The sequence below is a fragment of the Cellulophaga sp. RHA19 genome, from assembly GCF_002813425.1.
GTDB lineage: Bacteria > Bacteroidota > Bacteroidia > Flavobacteriales > Flavobacteriaceae > Cellulophaga.
In genome coordinates, this window is the sequence record NZ_PHUL01000001.1 from 1,828,259 (window position 1) to 1,847,264 (window position 19,006).

Annotated in this window: 7 protein-coding genes; 6 read left to right on the forward strand and 1 reads right to left on the reverse strand. The window is 34.3% G+C overall.

Annotated elements, in window-relative coordinates; translation table 11 throughout:
• Positions 1–61 precede the first annotated feature (61 nt).
• The 3 genes from rpoB (at position 62) to AX016_RS08170 (ending at position 8,548) form a co-directional block, all read left to right on the forward strand.
• A complete protein-coding gene (gene rpoB, locus AX016_RS08160; RefSeq protein ID WP_100895135.1) occupies positions 62–3,871 on the forward strand; it encodes a DNA-directed RNA polymerase subunit beta in 3,810 nt (1,269 codons plus the stop codon).
• Positions 3,872–3,932: 61 nt separating this feature from the next.
• Complete coding sequence (rpoC, locus tag AX016_RS08165) at positions 3,933–8,231, forward strand: DNA-directed RNA polymerase subunit beta' (protein ID WP_100895136.1); 4,299 nt, start codon at positions 3,933–3,935, stop codon at positions 8,229–8,231.
• Between the two features lie 5 nt (positions 8,232–8,236).
• Positions 8,237–8,548 carry a DUF3467 domain-containing protein gene (locus AX016_RS08170; protein ID WP_100895137.1) on the forward strand — a complete coding sequence of 104 codons (312 nt, stop codon included), beginning with the start codon at positions 8,237–8,239 and terminating at the stop codon, positions 8,546–8,548.
• A 101-nt stretch (positions 8,549–8,649) separates the two neighbouring features.
• On the opposite strand, the gene AX016_RS08175 is transcribed toward AX016_RS08170, so the two are convergent.
• Positions 8,650–10,239: a peptide chain release factor 3 gene (locus AX016_RS08175; RefSeq protein WP_100895138.1), complete on the reverse strand. Its 1,590-nt coding sequence runs from the start codon at positions 10,237–10,239 to the stop codon at positions 8,650–8,652.
• Between the two features lie 378 nt (positions 10,240–10,617).
• Here AX016_RS08175 and AX016_RS17345 point away from each other — a divergent pair, with 378 nt between their 5' ends.
• From AX016_RS17345 to AX016_RS08190, 3 genes are read left to right on the forward strand one after another with little or no spacing between them, the layout of a single operon-like run.
• On the forward strand, positions 10,618–15,900 hold the full coding sequence (locus AX016_RS17345; protein WP_232732608.1) for a gliding motility-associated C-terminal domain-containing protein: 5,283 nt from the start codon (positions 10,618–10,620) through the stop codon (positions 15,898–15,900).
• A gap of 18 nt (positions 15,901–15,918) precedes the next feature.
• Positions 15,919–16,872, forward strand: a complete 954-nt coding sequence (locus AX016_RS08185; RefSeq protein ID WP_100895139.1) for a PorP/SprF family type IX secretion system membrane protein — start codon at positions 15,919–15,921, stop codon at positions 16,870–16,872.
• A gap of 18 nt (positions 16,873–16,890) precedes the next feature.
• The gene (locus AX016_RS08190; RefSeq protein WP_100895140.1) at positions 16,891–18,828 is read left to right on the forward strand and encodes an OmpA family protein; all 1,938 of its coding nucleotides are present in this window, start codon (positions 16,891–16,893) and stop codon (positions 18,826–18,828) included.
• The last annotated feature ends 178 nt before the right edge of the window (positions 18,829–19,006 follow it).

Sequence of the window (19,006 nt, forward strand, 5' to 3'; positions counted from 1 at the left end):
TATATTGTATATGAAGTAATATACTACGAGAATACTATTCATAACATAATTTTGTCCATTGATGTTCACAAAACAGACTCAAAGAATAAATTTTGCATCAGCTAAGAATATTCCAGATTACCCGGATTTCTTGGACATTCAGATTAAATCATTTCAGGATTTCTTCCAACTTGAAACTAAATCTGATGAAAGAGGCGACGAAGGTTTGTATAATACCTTCTTGGAAAACTTTCCAATTACTGACACAAGAAATCAATTCGTATTAGAGTTTCTTGATTACTTTATTGATCCACCTAGATACTCTATTCAAGAGTGTATAGAAAGAGGATTAACCTATAGTGTTCCACTAAAGGCAAGACTTAAACTTTATTGTACGGACCCAGAACATGAAGATTTTGAAACTATAGTACAAGATGTGTACTTAGGAACAATTCCTTATATGACACCAAGTGGTACATTTGTTATTAATGGTGCTGAGCGTGTTGTTGTTTCTCAATTACACCGTTCTCCAGGGGTTTTCTTTGGACAGTCTTTCCATGCTAACGGTACTAAATTGTATTCTGCCAGAGTAATTCCTTTTAAGGGATCTTGGATAGAATTTGCAACAGATATCAATGGCGTTATGTACGCATACATTGATAGAAAGAAAAAATTACCAGTAACAACCTTATTTAGAGCTATTGGCTTTGAACGTGATAAGGATATTTTGGAAATCTTTGATTTATCAGAAGAAGTTAAAGTTTCAAATGCTGGACTTAAAAAAGTTTTAGGACGTAAACTTGCTGCTAGAGTTTTAAATACTTGGCACGAGGATTTCGTAGATGAAGATACAGGTGAAGTTGTTTCTATTGAAAGAAATGAAATTGTATTAGATAGAGATACAGTTCTTGAAAAAGAACATATTGCCGAAATTATGGAGGCAGATGTAAAAACTATCCTTTTACATAAAGAAAATAATGCACAGTCTGACTATGCAATTATTCATAATACATTACAAAAAGATCCAACAAACTCAGAAAAAGAGGCTGTTGAGCATATTTATAGACAATTACGTAATGCTGAACCGCCAGATGAGGAAACAGCACGTGGAATTATAGATAAATTATTCTTTTCTGACCAACGTTACAACTTAGGTGAAGTAGGTCGTTACAGAATGAATAAAAAATTACAGTTAGATATTGGAATGGACAAGCAAGTCTTGACTAAAGAAGATATCATTACTATAATAAAGTACTTAATAGAGCTTATAAACTCTAAAGCAGAGATTGATGATATTGATCACTTATCTAACCGTCGTGTACGTACAGTTGGTGAGCAATTATCTCAGCAGTTTGGTGTAGGTCTTGCTCGTATGGCAAGAACTATTCGTGAGCGTATGAACGTTAGAGATAACGAAGTATTTACACCTATAGATTTAATTAACGCGAAGACATTATCTTCTGTTATTAATTCTTTCTTTGGTACTAACCAGTTGTCTCAGTTTATGGATCAAACGAATCCATTAGCAGAAATAACACACAAGCGTAGATTATCTGCACTAGGACCTGGAGGTTTATCAAGAGAAAGAGCAGGGTTTGAGGTGCGTGATGTTCACTATACGCACTACGGAAGACTTTGTCCTATTGAAACTCCTGAAGGACCAAACATTGGACTTATTTCATCTCTTGCAGTATATGCAAAAGTTAACCCAATGGGCTTCTTAGAGACTCCATACCGTAAGGTAACTAATGGTGTTGTTGATACAGAAGAATATGGTTACTTAAGTGCAGAGGAAGAAGAAGGAATGAAAATCTCTCAAGCCAACATTCCTTTAAAGGAAGATGGTGAAATTGATGTTGAAAAAGTAATTGCTCGTGAAGAAGGTGATTTCCCAGTGGTAGATCCAGCAGAAATTAATTATACAGATGTTGCTCCAAATCAAATTGCATCAATATCTGCATCTTTAATTCCTTTCTTAGAACATGATGATGCCAACCGTGCATTGATGGGATCTAACATGATGCGTCAGGCAGTTCCATTATTAAGACCAGAATCTCCAATTGTTGGTACTGGTTTAGAACGCCAAGTAGCATCAGACTCTAGAGTATTAATTAATGCTGAAGGAGATGGTGTTGTTGAGTACGTAGATTCTCAAAAAGTTACTATTAAATATGATAGAACTGAAGAAGAACGTCTTGTTAGTTTTGAAGAGGATGCTAAAACATACAACTTGGTTAAGTTTAGAAAAACAAACCAAGGTACAAGTATTAACCTTAAGCCAATTGTAGAAAAAGGCGATAAAGTTAAAAAAGGACAAGTATTGTGTGAAGGTTATGCTACTCAATTAGGAGAGTTAGCCTTAGGTAGGAATATGAAAGTAGCCTTTATGCCTTGGAAAGGGTATAACTTTGAGGATGCAATTGTAATTTCTGAAAAAGTAGTACGTGAAGATATCTTTACATCTATACATATAGATGAATACTCTTTAGAGGTTAGAGATACTAAATTAGGTGCTGAAGAATTAACGCATGATATTCCAAACGTTTCTGAAGAGGCTACTAAAGACTTAGATGAAAACGGAATGATCCGTATTGGTGCAGAAGTAAAACCTGGTGATATTTTAATAGGTAAGATTACTCCTAAAGGAGAGTCAGACCCAACACCAGAAGAAAAATTACTACGTGCTATATTTGGAGATAAAGCAGGAGACGTAAAAGATGCATCTTTAAAGGCTTCACCATCATTAAGAGGTGTTGTTATAGGTAAGAAATTATTTTCTAGATCTATAAAAGATAAACGTACTCGTGTAGAAGATAAGGATGCTATTAATAAGTTAGAGTTAGAATACGAAGTAAAATTCCAACAACTTAAAGACATATTAGTAGAGAAATTATTTACTTTAGTTAACGGAAAAACATCTCAGGGTGTACTTAACGATTTAGGAGAAGAAGTTCTTCCAAAAGGAAAAAAGTACTCAATGAAAATGTTAAACTCTGTTGATGATTTTGCACACTTAGTAGGTGGTAGCTGGACGGTTGATAAAGACCTTAATGCTATGGTTGCAGATTTAATTCACAACTATAAAATTAAGCTTAATGACCTTCAGGGTAACCTTAGAAGAGATAAGTTTACAATTTCTGTTGGTGATGAGTTGCCTCCAGGAATAATGAAATTGGCAAAAGTTTATGTAGCTAAAAAACGTAAGCTAAAAGTAGGTGATAAAATGGCGGGTCGTCACGGTAACAAAGGTATTGTTGCACGTATTGTACGTCATGAAGATATGCCTTTCTTAGCAGACGGTACTCCAGTAGATATCGTATTAAACCCATTAGGTGTACCATCACGTATGAACATTGGGCAAATATATGAGACTGTATTAGGTTGGGCCGGTTTAAAATTAGGTAAAAAGTATGCAACTCCAATTTTTGATGGTGCAACGTTAGAACAAATAAACGGTTACACAGATGAAGCAGGTATTCCAAGATTTGGACATACATACTTACATGATGGTGGAACTGGAAAACGTTTTGATCAGCCAGCAACAGTAGGTGTTATTTACATGCTTAAATTAGGGCATATGGTAGATGATAAAATGCACGCTCGTTCTATAGGACCATACTCTTTAATAACACAACAACCATTAGGTGGTAAAGCACAATTTGGTGGTCAGCGTTTTGGAGAAATGGAAGTTTGGGCACTTGAGGCATACGGTGCGTCTGCAACACTAAGAGAAATATTAACAGTTAAGTCTGATGATGTTATTGGTAGAGCTAAGACGTATGAATCTATTGTTAAAGGTGAAACAATGCCAGAACCTGGTTTACCAGAATCTTTCAATGTATTGATGCATGAACTTAAGGGATTAGGTTTAGATATTAGATTGGAAGAATAACAAGACCTTGTCTTGAACACTATTTGTTAGATATATTTAATTTTAAGATCACCATATTGTTATGGCTAGACCAAAGGATAATAATACCATAAAAAGGTTCGATAAAATTTCAATCGGATTGTCATCTCCAGAAGCTATTTTGGCAGAGTCAAGAGGAGAAGTTTTAAAACCTGAAACAATTAATTATAGAACCCACAAACCAGAAAGGGATGGACTTTTCTGTGAGCGTATTTTTGGCCCTGTAAAGGATTACGAATGTGCCTGTGGTAAATACAAACGTATCCGTTACCGTGGTATTGTTTGTGACCGTTGTGGGGTAGAAGTAACAGAAAAGAAAGTACGTAGAGATAGAGTAGGGCACATTAATTTAGTTGTTCCTGTAGCTCACATCTGGTACTTCCGTTCTTTACCAAACAAAATTGGTTACTTATTAGGTTTACCTTCTAAGAAATTAGACATGATCATCTATTATGAGCGTTATGTTGTAATTCAGGCAGGTATTGCTAAAGGACCAGAAGGTGAAGAAATTCAGAAAATGGATTTCTTAACTGAAGAAGAATACCTAAACATATTAGAATCTATACCAGTAGAAAACCAGTATTTGGAAGATACAGATCCAAATAAGTTTATTGCTAAAATGGGTGCTGAATGTTTAATAGAGTTGTTGTCAAGAATTAATTTAGATGAGTTATCATTTGAGTTAAGACACAAAGCTAACACAGAAACATCTAAACAACGTAAAACTGAAGCATTAAAGCGTTTACAAGTTGTTGAGTCATTAAGGGAATCTCAAGAAAATAGAGAAAATAGACCTGAGTGGATGATTATGAAAGTAATCCCAGTTATTCCACCAGAACTTAGACCTTTAGTACCATTAGATGGTGGACGTTTTGCGACATCAGATTTAAATGATTTATATAGAAGGGTAATTATCAGAAACAATCGTTTAAAAAGATTGGTAGAGATTAAAGCTCCAGAAGTAATTCTTAGAAATGAGAAACGTATGCTTCAAGAGTCTGTAGATTCTCTTTTTGATAACACTCGTAAGTCATCAGCAGTAAAAACCGAATCTAATAGACCGTTAAAGTCATTGTCAGATTCATTAAAAGGTAAGCAAGGACGTTTCCGTCAAAACCTTTTAGGTAAGCGTGTGGATTATTCTGCTCGTTCGGTAATTGTTGTTGGACCAGAATTAAAGTTGTTTGAATGTGGATTGCCAAAAGATATGGCAGCTGAACTTTACAAACCTTTTGTTATACGTAAGTTAATAGAAAGAGGAATTGTAAAGACAGTTAAATCTGCTAAGAAAATAATAGATAAGAAAGAGCCTGTAGTTTGGGATATTCTTGAAAATGTATTAAAAGGACACCCTGTAATGTTAAACAGGGCTCCTACATTGCACAGATTGGGTATTCAAGCTTTTCAGCCAAAACTTATCGAAGGTAAAGCAATTCGTTTACACCCATTAGTATGTACGGCATTTAACGCCGATTTTGATGGGGATCAAATGGCGGTGCATTTACCTTTAGGACCAGAAGCTATTTTGGAATGTCAATTATTAATGTTGGCTTCTCATAATATTTTAAATCCAGCAAATGGTTCTCCAATTACGGTACCATCTCAGGATATGGTCTTGGGTCTTTACTATATGACCAAAGAAAGAAAGTCTACTCCAGAAGTGCCAATTAAAGGAGAAGGATTAACTTTTTATTCTGATGAGGAAGTTGTTATAGCTTTTAATGAGGAAAGAGTTGATTTAAATGCAGGAATTAAAGTTCGTGCAAAAGATTTTAATGAAGAAGGAGAACTTGTTTATCAAATAATACCTACTACAACAGGTAGAGTATTATTTAATATGATGGTGCCAGAACAGGCAGGTTATATTAATGATGTATTAAATAAGAAATCTTTAAGAGATATTATTGGTGGTATTTTAGCCGTTACAGACGTGCCAACTACTGCAGAATTCTTAGATAAGATTAAGACTTTAGGATATGAGTTTGCCTTTAAAGGTGGTTTATCATTTAGTTTAGGTGATATTATTATTCCTAAAGAAAAGCACGAAATGATTGCAGAAGCTAACGGTCAAGTAGACGGTATTATGGCTAATTACAACATGGGGCTTATTACTAATAATGAACGTTATAACCAAGTTATTGATGTTTGGACTTCTACTAATGCGCAGTTAACAGAGTTAGCTATGAAGCGTATACGTGAAGATCAGCAAGGATTTAACTCTGTGTATATGATGCTAGATTCTGGTGCAAGGGGTTCTAAAGAACAAATTCGTCAGTTAACTGGTATGCGTGGATTAATGGCTAAGCCTAAAAAATCTACTGCAGGTGGTGGTGAAATTATTGAAAACCCTATTCTTTCTAACTTTAAGGAAGGTTTATCAATTCTTGAATACTTTATCTCTACTCACGGTGCGCGTAAAGGTCTTGCCGATACCGCTTTAAAAACTGCCGATGCGGGTTATTTAACACGTCGTTTGGTTGATGTTTCTCAGGATGTTATTATTAACACTGAAGATTGTGGAACATTAAGAGGTATAGAAGTATCTGCTTTAAAGAAAAACGAAGAAATAGTTGAATCTTTAGGAGCTCGTATATTAGGTAGAATATCATTACATGATTTATTTGATCCTGTAACAGAAGAACAATTATTAGTTGCTGGCCAATTAATAGTAGAGTCTGATGTTAAAAAGATTGAAGCATCTCCTATAGAAAGTGTAGAAGTACGTTCTGCATTAACTTGTGAGGCAGAAAAAGGAATTTGTGGTAAATGTTATGGTCGTAACCTTTCTACCAATAAAATGGTACAAAGAGGTGAAGCTGTAGGTGTTGTTGCTGCACAGTCTATTGGTGAGCCAGGTACACAGTTAACACTACGTACATTCCACGTGGGTGGTATTGCAGGTAACATTTCTGAAGATAACAAATTAGAGGCTAAATTTGCAGGTGTTGCAGAGATAGAAGATCTAAGAACTGTTAATGGTGAAGATAATGAAGGTAACAAAATTAAAATTGTTATCTCTAGAACATCAGAAATAAAAATAGTTGATGCTAAAACAGGAATTACTTTAAGTACAAGTAATATACCTTACGGTTCTCAATTAGCTATAGAAAACGGAACTAAAGTTGCTAAAGGTGATGTAATATGTTCTTGGGATCCATATAACGGTGTAATTGTATCAGAATTTACTGGTAAAGTTTCATACGAAAATATAGAGCAAGGTGTTACTTACCAAGTAGAAATAGATGAACAAACAGGTTTCCAAGAGAAAGTAATTTCAGAATCAAGAAACAAGAAATTAATTCCAACATTATTAGTTAAAAATAATAATGATGAAATATTACGTTCTTACAACCTTCCAGTTGGGTCTCACATTATGGTAGACGATAACGATAAGGCGACAGAAGGTATGACATTAGTTAAGATTCCTCGTAAATCTGCTAAGTCTGGTGATATTACGGGTGGTCTTCCAAGAGTTACAGAACTTTTTGAAGCACGTAATCCATCTAACCCAGCTGTTGTTTCAGAAATTGATGGTGTTGTTTCTTTTGGTAAAATTAAAAGAGGTAACCGTGAAATTATTATAGAGTCTAAATTAGGTGATGTTAAAAAATACTTAGTTAAATTATCTAATCAAATTCTTGTACAAGAAAACGATTATGTAAGAGCTGGTATGCCATTATCTGATGGATCTATTACGCCTGCAGATATCTTAGCAATTAAAGGTCCTTCTGCTGTACAACAATACTTAGTGAACGAAGTTCAGGAAGTATATCGTTTACAGGGTGTAAAAATTAACGACAAACATTTTGAGGTTGTTGTTAGACAAATGATGCGTAAAGTTCGTATTCAGGATCCGGGAGATACTATTTTCTTAGAGAATCAATTGGCTCATAAAGAAGATTTTATCAAGGAAAATGATGAGATTTATGGTAAAAAAGTTGTAGAAGAAGCAGGAGAATCTGATAACTTAAAAGCTGGACAGATTATTACAGCAAGAGAGTTAAGAGATGAAAACTCAATCTTAAGACGTGCTGATAAAGCATTAGTATCTGCAAGAGACGCTGTTGCAGCAACTGCAACGCCAATTTTACAAGGTATTACAAGAGCATCTTTACAGACTAAATCTTTCATCTCTGCGGCATCATTCCAGGAGACAACTAAGGTATTAAATGAAGCAGCAGTAGCTGGTAAAGTTGATAGTTTAGAAGGATTAAAAGAAAATGTAATTGTTGGTCATAAGATACCTGCTGGTACAGGTATGAGAGATTATGATAGCATCATAGTAGGTTCTAAAGAAGAATATGATGAGATTATGGCTCGTAAAGAAGAACTTAAATTTTAAGTTGTATGAGTGATTCTAATCAAGATCAAAAACAAATAAATATTGAGTTGGATGAAAAAACTGCCGAAGGAGTTTACTCTAATTTGGCAATTATTAACCATTCAGTATCAGAGTTTGTAGTAGACTTTGTTAGTATGATGCCTGGAGCACCAAAAGCAAAAGTGAAAAGTAGAATTATACTTACGCCACAACATGCTAAAAAGCTTTTAAAAGCATTAAATGACAATGTTCAACGTTTTGAAAAGGCTCACGGAGCAATTAAAGATTATGAGCAGCCTTCAGTACCAATTAATTTTGGACCAACAGGAGAAGCATAATAAAAAAACCACGCAATTTGCGTGGTTTTTTGTTTAAAAGCAATATAAAAAAAGCCAAACTTAATAGTTTGGCTTTTATGCATTGTATGGTTTTCTTTGTATTATTCGAACTCAGATGTAAAATGTAGTTTTACACTAGGGTATTTTTGTTGTGTCATTTGTAATGAGAATTGTGAATCTGCTAAAAATACCAATTTGCCAGACTTGTCCTTGGCAAGGAATTTTTGTTTAACACGCTTAAATTCTTTAAACTCATCATTATTTTTATCTTCAGGGTCAACCCAACAGGCTTTAAATACAGGGAAATTTTCGTAAGTACATTTAGCGCCATATTCATGTTCTAATCTGTATTGGATAACCTCAAACTGTAAAGCACCAACGGTACCAATTATTTTACGTCCATTTAACTCTAATGTAAATAATTGAGCAACACCTTCGTCCATTAATTGGTCTATACCTTTGTATAAAGGTTTAGCTTTCATAGGGTCCGCATTATTTATGTATCTAAAATGTTCTGGACTAAAACTAGGAATTCCTTTATAGTGTAATTGTTCTCCTTCAGTTAAAGTGTCTCCAATTTTAAAATGACCAGTATCGTGTAATCCAACAATATCACCAGGGTAAGATATATCTACAATTTCTTTTTTCTCAGCAAAAAAAGCATTTGGACTAGAAAATTTCAACTTCTTTTGATTTCTTACGTGCAAATAAGGTTTGTTGCGCTCAAAAGTTCCAGATACAATTTTAATAAATGCTAATCTATCTCTATGTTTAGGATCCATATTGGCATGTATTTTAAATACAAAACCAGTAAATTCTTTTTCGTTAGCTATAACCTCTCTTTCTTCTGCTTTTTTAGGTCTAGGAGAAGGGGCTATTTCAATAAAGCAATCTAATAGTTCACGTACTCCAAAATTATTTAAGGCAGAACCAAAAAATACCGGTTGTTGTTCACTAGCTAAATATTTTTCTTTGCTAAACTCTGGGTAAACTCCGCTAACAAGTTCTAAATCATCTCTTAAAGTTTCTGCAGCTTTTTCTCCAATTACATTTTCCAGTTCAGAATTTTTAACATCATCAAAGGCAATAGTTTCTTCAATATTTTTTTTGCTGTCTCCGCTAAAAAGGTTAATGTTTTTCTCGTAAATATTATAAATTCCTTTAAAGTCATATCCCATACCAATAGGGAAGCTTAAAGGAGTAACAGATAAGCCTAATTTTTGTTCTACTTCATCAAGCAAATCAAAAGCATCTTTACCTTCACGGTCTAACTTATTAATAAAAACAATAATTGGTATTTTTCGCATTCTACATACTTCAACCAATTTTTCAGTTTGTTCCTCAACACCTTTTGCAACATCAATTACAACAATAACGCTATCTACTGCCGTCAATGTTCTAAAAGTATCTTCAGCAAAATCCTTGTGTCCTGGAGTATCTAAAATATTTATTTTCTTATCCTTATATATAAAGGCAAGTACAGACGTGGCTACAGATATACCTCTCTGTCTTTCAATTTCCATAAAGTCACTGGTAGCAGATTTCTTTATTTTATTGTTCTTAACCGCTCCTGCTTCTTGTATAGCACCACCAAAAAGTAATAGCTTTTCTGTTAGTGTTGTTTTACCAGCATCAGGGTGAGATATAATACCAAAAGTTCTTCTCTTTTGTATTTCTTTTTCAAAACTCATTTAAAAAAATTTGTTGCAAAAGTACGGTAAATAATAGTATGCTAATAACTCTGTTAATAAATACTGAGGTCTTATGTTACATAAATAAGAGTGTTTTTATATTTTCGACGAACTGCTTTTTTTATAAGATTACGAATTTTAATAAAAAACGGTTTTGACTTTTTTTTGTTAAATTTTTTTAACTAAAAGTTAAAAAATTAACATTTAAACGATTAAATTTGCGCTTCAAAGAACGGATGCAACATATGATATCAAATTTAATGTAGTATTTAAAAATAACTTTAACTTAGCATCCAGTTTAAGCAAGAAGTCCCAAAATCTTTTAGGTATAAACTTAACAAACAATGCCATGGTGATTAGTAACACTAACTATCATTTATGGAAAATTTTACTTTAGTATTAAACAGGTCCCTGTACAAAAAGAGGACTCCTCTGTTTACTTTTTTAGTTGTATTTATATTCTCTTCATTCACTGTTTACGCGGATTTTGCTCCAGGCGTAGATACAGATGGTGATGGCATTTTTGATCACATCGATATTGATGATGACAATGACGGTATTTTAGATACAAAAGAAGGAGAAACAGCAGATTTTGATAAAGACGGAATACCAAATAGTTTAGATATTGATTCTGATAACGATGGTATTTTAGACAACTTAGAAGCACAATTGTCAGTTGGTTATATAAAGCCAAGTGGTATAGATTCTGACGGAAATGGTTTAGATGATGCTTACGAATCTTGTCCTGGAGGAGGTGAAGGCTTGTCTCCTGTTGATACAGACGGAGATACTAGAAAAGATTATTTAGATATTGATTCTGATAATGACGGTATATTGGATAATGTAGAAGCTCAGTCTACAAATGAATTTACCGCACCTTGTGGTATGGATTCTGATCCAAAGAATGGTTTAGATGATCATTATGAAGACTACTGTGGTACAGGTCAAGGAATTACACCTGTTGATACTGATGGTGATTCTCATCCAGATTTTAGAGATATAGATTCTGATGATGATGGTATTATAGATAATATAGAAGCACAAACTACAGACGGCTACGTTGCTCCAATTAATAAAGATGTTAATTGTGATGGTTTAGATGATGCTTACCAAAGTTGTCCTGGTTTGGGGCTAACACCTGTTGATACTGATGGAGACAAGAAACCAGATTTTAGAGATATAGATTCTGATAATGATGGTATTGTAGACAATGTTGAAGCTCAAGGAGGTAATACTATTGTACATCCTTGCACTTTTGATACAGATGGTAATGGTTTAGATGATGCTTATGAAACTACACCTGGATCAGGAGAAGGTATTACACCAACAAATTCAGATTCAGATTCTAATCCAGACTTTAGAGACATAGACGCAGATAACGATGGTATTCCAGACAACGTAGAAGGACAAACTACTGACGGTTATATAGCACCAAGCGGAAACGATTCAGATATGGATGGTTTAGATGATGCTTATGAAGGATCAGGAGACGAGGGAATTACACCAAATAATCACGATGGTGAGGATACACGAGATTACATTGATTTAGATAGTGATAATGACACAGTTCCAGATAATAATGAGGGTAACGACTTTAACTTTGACGGTATTCCAGATCAGACATTTACAGGAGTAGATACAGATGGTGATGGTTTGGATGATGGTTATGAAGGATCAGATGTAAACGATGGTTTTGATGTAAATGATGAGATCAATGATCCAGCAAATGATTTACCAGATACAGATGGTACAGAAGATGTTAACTACAGAGATTTAGATGACGACGGAGACGGAATAAACACGCCAGATGAAGATGCAGATGGTAATGGTGACCCAACCAATGATGATTCAGATAATGATGGTACACCAGATTATTTAGACCCTACAGATGACAGAAAAGATACAGACGGCGACGGTGTTCCAGATGCAGTAGATTTAGATGACGATAACGATGGTATTTTAGATGCAGTAGAAGATCCAAACTTAGATGGCGATAATGACCCGTTAACTAATCCTGCAGATACAGATGGTGATGGCATACCAAACCATTTAGATATAGACGCAGATAACGATGGTATTCCAGACAACGTAGAAGGACAAACAACAGAAGATTACATAGCACCAAGCGGAAACGATTCAGATATGGATGGTTTAGATGATGCTTATGAAGGATCAGGAGACGAAGGAATTACGCCAAATAATCACGATGGTGAGGATACACCAGATTACATTGATTTAGATAGTGATAATGACACAGTTCCAGATAACAATGAGGGTAACGACTTTAATTTTGATGGAGTTCCAGATCAGACATTTACAGGAGTAGATACCGATGGTGATGGTTTAGATGATGGATATGAAGGATCAGACGTAAACGATGGTTTTGATGTAAATGACGAGATCAACGATCCAGCAAATGATTTACCAGATACAGATGGTACAGAAGATGTTAACTACAGAGATTTGGATGACGACGGAGACGGAATAAACACGCCAGATGAAGATGCAGATGGTAATGGTGACCCAACCAATGATGATTCAGATAATGATGGTACACCAGATTATTTAGACCCTACAGATGACAGAAAAGATACAGACGGCGACGGTGTTCCAGATGCAGTAGATTTAGATGACGATAACGATGGTATTTTAGATGCAGTAGAAGATCCAAACTTAGATGGCGATAATGACCCGTTAACTAATCCTGCAGATACAGATGGTGATGGCATACCAAACCATTTAGATATAGACGCAGATAACGATGGTATTCCAGACAACGTAGAAGGACAAACAACAGAAGATTACATAGCACCAAGCGGAAACGATTCAGATATGGATGGTTTAGATGATGCTTATGAAGGATCAGGAGACGAAGGAATTACGCCAAATAATCACGATGGTGAGGATACACCAGATTACATTGATTTAGATAGTGATAATGACACAGTTCCAGATAATAATGAGGGTAACGACTTTAACTTTGACGGTATTCCAGATCAGACATTTACAGGAGTAGATACAGATGGTGATGGTTTGGATGATGGTTATGAAGGATCAGATGTAAACGATGGTTTTGATGTAAATGATGAGATCAATGATCCAGCAAATGATTTACCAGATACAGATGGTACAGAAGATGTTAACTACAGAGATTTAGATGACGACGGAGACGGAATAAACACGCCAGATGAAGATGCAGATGGTAATGGTGACCCAACCAATGATGATTCAGATAATGATGGTACACCAGATTATTTAGACCCTACAGATGACAGAAAAGATACAGACGGCGACGGTGTTCCAGATGCAGTAGATTTAGATGACGATAACGATGGTATATTAGACGCAGTAGAGGATCCAAATTTAGATGGCGATAATGATCCATTAACAGATCCTGCAGATACAGATGGTGATGGCATACCAAACCATTTAGACATAGACGCAGATAACGATGGTATTCCAGATAACGTAGAAGGACAAACAACAGAAGATTACATAGCACCAAGCGGAAACGATTCAGATATGGATGGTTTAGATGATGCTTATGAAGGATCAGGAGACGAAGGAATTACGCCAAATAATCACGATGGTGAGGATACACCAGATTACATTGATTTAAATAGTGATAATGACACAGTTCCAGATAACAATGAGGGTAACGACTTTAATTTTGATGGAGTTCCAGATCAGACATTTACAGGAGTAGATACCGATGGTGATGGTTTAGATGATGGATATGAAGGATCAGACGTAAACGATGGTTTTGATGTAAATGATGAGATCAACGATCCAGCAAATGATTTACCAGATACAGATGGTACAGAAGATGTTAACTACAGAGATTTGGATGACGACGGAGACGGAATAAACACGCCAGATGAAGATGCAGATGGTAATGGTGACCCAACCAATGATGATTCAGATAATGATGGTACACCAGATTATTTAGACCCTACAGATGACAGAAAAGATACAGACGGCGACGGTGTTCCAGATGCAGTAGATTTAGATGACGATAACGATGGTATTTTAGATGCAGTAGAAGATCCAAACTTAGATGGCGATAATGACCCGTTAACTAATCCTGCAGATACAGATGGTGATGGCATACCAAACCATTTAGATATAGACGCAGATAACGATGGTATTCCAGACAACGTAGAAGGACAAACAACAGAAGATTACATAGCACCAAGCGGAAACGATTCAGATATGGATGGTTTAGATGATGCTTATGAAGGATCAGGAGACGAAGGAATTACGCCAAATAATCACGATGGTGAGGATACACCAGATTACATTGATTTAGATAGTGATAATGACACAGTTCCAGATAATAATGAGGGTAACGACTTTAACTTTGACGGTATTCCAGATCAGACATTTACAGGAGTAGATACAGATGGTGATGGTTTGGATGATGGTTATGAAGGATCAGATGTAAACGATGGTTTTGATGTAAATGATGAGATCAATGATCCAGCAAATGATTTACCAGATACAGATGGTACAGAAGATGTTAACTACAGAGATTTAGATGACGACGGAGACGGAATAAACACGCCAGATGAAGATGCAGATGGTAATGGTGACCCAACAAACGACGATTCAGATAATGATGGTACACCAGATTATTTAGATCCTATGGATGATACTCCAGGTGTTGATACTGACGGAGATGGTGTTCCAGACGCAGTAGATTTAGATGACGATAACGATGGTATATTGGATGTAGTAGAAGATGAAAATATAGATGGCGATAATGACCCGTTAACTAATCCTGCAGATACAGATGGTGATGGCATACCAAACCATTTAGACATAGACGCTGATGATGACGGTATTCCAGATAATGTAGAAGCACAAACCACTGATGGTTACATTGCTCCTAATAATGATGATGCAGCAACATATTTAGCAAACGATGGAGTAAATAGTGCTTATTTAGATGGTTTAACACCAAATAATCACGATGGTGAGGATACACCAGATTACATTGATTTAGATAGTGATAATGACACAGTTCCAGATAACAATGAGGGTAACGACTTTAATTTTGACGGTATTCCAGATCAGACATACACTACTATAGATACAGATGGTGATGGTTTAGATGATGGTTATGAGGGGTCAGATGTAAACGATGGTTTTGATGTAAATGATGAGATCAACGATCCAGTAAATGATTTACCAGATACAGATGGTACAGAAGACGTTAACTACAGAGATTTAGATGACGATGGTGACGGTATAAATACACCAGATGAAGATGCAAATGGTGATGGTAACCCAACAAACGATGACGCAGATGGTGACGGAACTCCAGATTATTTAGATCCAGATAATACACCAGATGAAAATGCAGTAGTAGTTATGCAAATGGTTACTCCTAATAGTGATGGTAAAAATGATTTCTTATGGATAGATAATGTAGAGCTAGTTCCTAATAATACATTAAGAATCTATAACAGATGGGGTATTGTAATTTTTGAAGCTGATGGTTACAACAACATTAATAATGTTTTTGATGGTAAATCTAAAGGAAGATCTACTGTAAAAGCAGGTGAAGTTTTACCTTCAGGAGTATATTATTACATCTTCAATTACGAACAAAACGGAAATAATAATACCGATAGTGGTTATCTATACGTAAGTAAATAACATAATTAATATCATAAAATGATAAAAAGAAGCATTCTTGCAACAATTATATTAGTAATACTTGTTTTAGACAGTGTTAGTGCGCAACAAGACGCACAATACACACAATATATGTTTAATACATTAGCTGTTAATCCCGCATACGCAGGATCTAGAGGTCAACTAAGTATTGCTGCATTATATAGATCTCAATGGGTAGGATTAGATGGTGCGCCAAAAACTCAGACTCTAAATTTACACTCGCCTATACGAAACAGTAATTTGGGATATGGCGTATCTATAGTTAATGATGAAATTGGAGATGGTGTAGTTCAGGAAACTTATGTTGATGGGACTTTATCTTACACATTAAAACTTGCTCAAGAAAGAAAATTATCTTTTGGACTTAAAGTAGGTTTCAATAGGTTAAACTTAGATTTTGACAAACTAAGAAAAATAGATGATGAAGTAGTAGAAACAAATAATATAGATAATAGATTCTCTCCTAATTTTGGACTAGGTTTTTACTACCATACAAATAAATTTTACTTTGGACTTTCAGCTCCAAACTTGTTAGAGACAGATCATTTTGATAGTAGCAATTCAGATTCAGATGATGGTGTACAGTTTTTATCTCAGGATAAAATCAATTTATATGCTATAACAGGTTATGTGTTTGACTTAAATAACGATTTAAAATTTAAGCCAGCACTATTAACAAAAGTCGTAAGTGGAGCACCTCTTCAAGTAGATTTATCAGCAAACTTTTTATATAATGAGAAGTTCTCATTTGGTGCAGCTTACAGATGGGATGCTGCAGTAAGTGCAATGGCTGGTTTTCAAGTGTCAGACCAAATTATGTTGGGCTTAGCTTATGATAAAGAAACTACAGAATTAGGAGGAACTCAATTTAATGATGGTTCTTTTGAGGTGTTTTTAAGATTTGAACTGGTTAGAGCTTTTGAAAAGCTAGTTTCACCTAGATTCTTCTAAAAAAATAAAATTTACAAAATGATTAAGAAAATTATAGTTTTACTTGCTATACTATTTTTTACTGTTGGAAATATTGATGCCCAAGAGAGATTAATAGAAAAAGCAAATGATAAATACAAAAGTTACGCTTTTAGTCCTGCTATAGATATTTATACTAAAGTTATAGAAAAAGGATTTGTATCTGCTGAATTACTAGGTAAATTGGCAAACTCATATTACTTTAATGCAGATTATAAAAAGGCAGCAGATATATACAAAAGGTTAGTAGCAGAGTTTGAATCAGATGTTACAGCAGAACAATATTTTAAATATGCGCAAACACTAAGGACACTAGCTCAGTATGATGAATCTAATGCTATTTTAGAGAAGTTTTATGATGTAGCCTCTTCAGGAGAAAAAGCTTTATTTGCAAAAGATACAATCGCATCTTCTGCAAAAATTAGAGAAAATTTAGATAAATTTAAAGTATCTACTTTTAAGTACAATAGTGTGCATAACGAGTTTGCTCCAACATTTTATAATGAAGGACTTCTTTTTTCTTCAGATAGAGATACGGGTAACTTAGCAAAATATAGACATACTTGGAACTCAAGAGACTTTTTAGACCTATATAAAGTAAATGCAGATAGCTTGTCTTTAAATAAAGTTGTAAAATTAGATAAAAATATAAATACTAGATATCACGAGTCAACATCTACAATTACTAAAGATGGTACTACTATGTATTTTACACGTAATAATTATAAGGATGGAAAGCGTGTAGAAGATAAAAATGGTGTAGTTAGATTAAAAATATTTAGAGCAGATTTTATAGATGGGATTTGGACAAATATTACAGAGTTGCCTTTTAATAGTGACGATTACTCAGTAGCTCATCCTACATTAAGTAATGATGAAAAAACATTATATTTTGCTTCTAATATGCCTGGTACTTTAGGTTTGTCAGATATTTTTAGTTCTAGTATTAATGATGATAATACTTATGGCACACCTGTAAATTTAGGAAGCAAAATTAATACAGAAGAGAGAGAGACTTTCCCATATGTATCTAATGAAGATATTTTATATTTTTCTTCAGACGGACATCTTGGTTTAGGAGGGTTAGATATATTTGCAACCAAAATTGCAAACAATACACTTAATGGCTCTATTGTAAATGTTGGTGAACCAGTAAATAGTAATATGGACGATTTTACCTTTATTTTTGATAGTGAAAATAGAAACGGATATTTTGCTTCTAACAGAAAAGGTGGAGTAGGTGAAGATGATATTTACTCAGTAGTAGAAAATGAACCTTTGGTTTTAGATTGTATTCAGCAAATAACTGGTACGGTTAGAGATAAAATTTCAAATGAAATTTTAGTTGGAGCAGCAATAAAAGTTATTGATGAAAATAATGAAGAAATTTCTTCTACAATTATGAGTTCTAATGGTGTTTATAATATACAATTAGATTGTAATCAAGGAAATTTTGTTAGAGCTGTAGTAGAGGGTTATGTACCATCAGAAAAATATATTAACAAGTCTAATGGAGAACCACAGGTAATCGATTTTTATCTAGAAAGAGATAAAGTTACTGCAGGTGCTGGAGATGATTTGGCTAAATTATTACAATTAAGTACTATATATTTTGATTTAAATAAGTTTGATATTAGACCGGATGCAGAAATTGAAATTCAAAAAGTTATTGTTGCTATGGAAAAATTCTCTAGTTTAAAAATCAAAGTTAATTCACATACAGACAGTAGAGGTAAAGATTCTTACAACTTATGGTTGTCTCAAAAGAGAGCAGAAGCAACAGTAAATTATATGGTATCTAAAGGAATTGATGCAAGTCGTTTACAAGGTGAAGGTTTTGGAGAAACTAAACTTGTAAATAAATGCGAAAATGGTGTGCCTTGTACAGTAAAAGAACATCAATTAAATAGAAGATCAGAATTTATTATTATAGAATAATTAATACTACATAACTTATTAAAAAAGCCTTAACACTTGATGTTAAGGCTTTTTTTAATTGTTCTTACTTCAAGTTTCTAGAGCTATATGATACGTTATCGGCTATTCACAACAAATATTAAATATTTGATAGTTAAAAGTATAATTTAGCGCCTTAATAAGATGGGTGTGTTTTTAA

What these genes read in the sequence shown, in the direction of transcription:
- rpoB (WP_100895135.1), top strand. Translation starts at nt 62, where the DNA reads ATGTTCACAAAACAGACTCAAAGAATAAATTTTGCATCAGCTAAGAAT.
- rpoC (WP_100895136.1), top strand. Translation starts at nt 3,933, where the DNA reads ATGGCTAGACCAAAGGATAATAATACCATAAAAAGGTTCGATAAAATT.
- AX016_RS08170 (WP_100895137.1), top strand. Translation starts at nt 8,237, where the DNA reads ATGAGTGATTCTAATCAAGATCAAAAACAAATAAATATTGAGTTGGAT.
- AX016_RS08175 (WP_100895138.1), bottom strand. Translation starts at nt 10,239, where the DNA reads ATGAGTTTTGAAAAAGAAATACAAAAGAGAAGAACTTTTGGTATTATA.
- AX016_RS17345 (WP_232732608.1), top strand. Translation starts at nt 10,618, where the DNA reads ATGGAAAATTTTACTTTAGTATTAAACAGGTCCCTGTACAAAAAGAGG.
- AX016_RS08185 (WP_100895139.1), top strand. Translation starts at nt 15,919, where the DNA reads ATGATAAAAAGAAGCATTCTTGCAACAATTATATTAGTAATACTTGTT.
- AX016_RS08190 (WP_100895140.1), top strand. Translation starts at nt 16,891, where the DNA reads ATGATTAAGAAAATTATAGTTTTACTTGCTATACTATTTTTTACTGTT.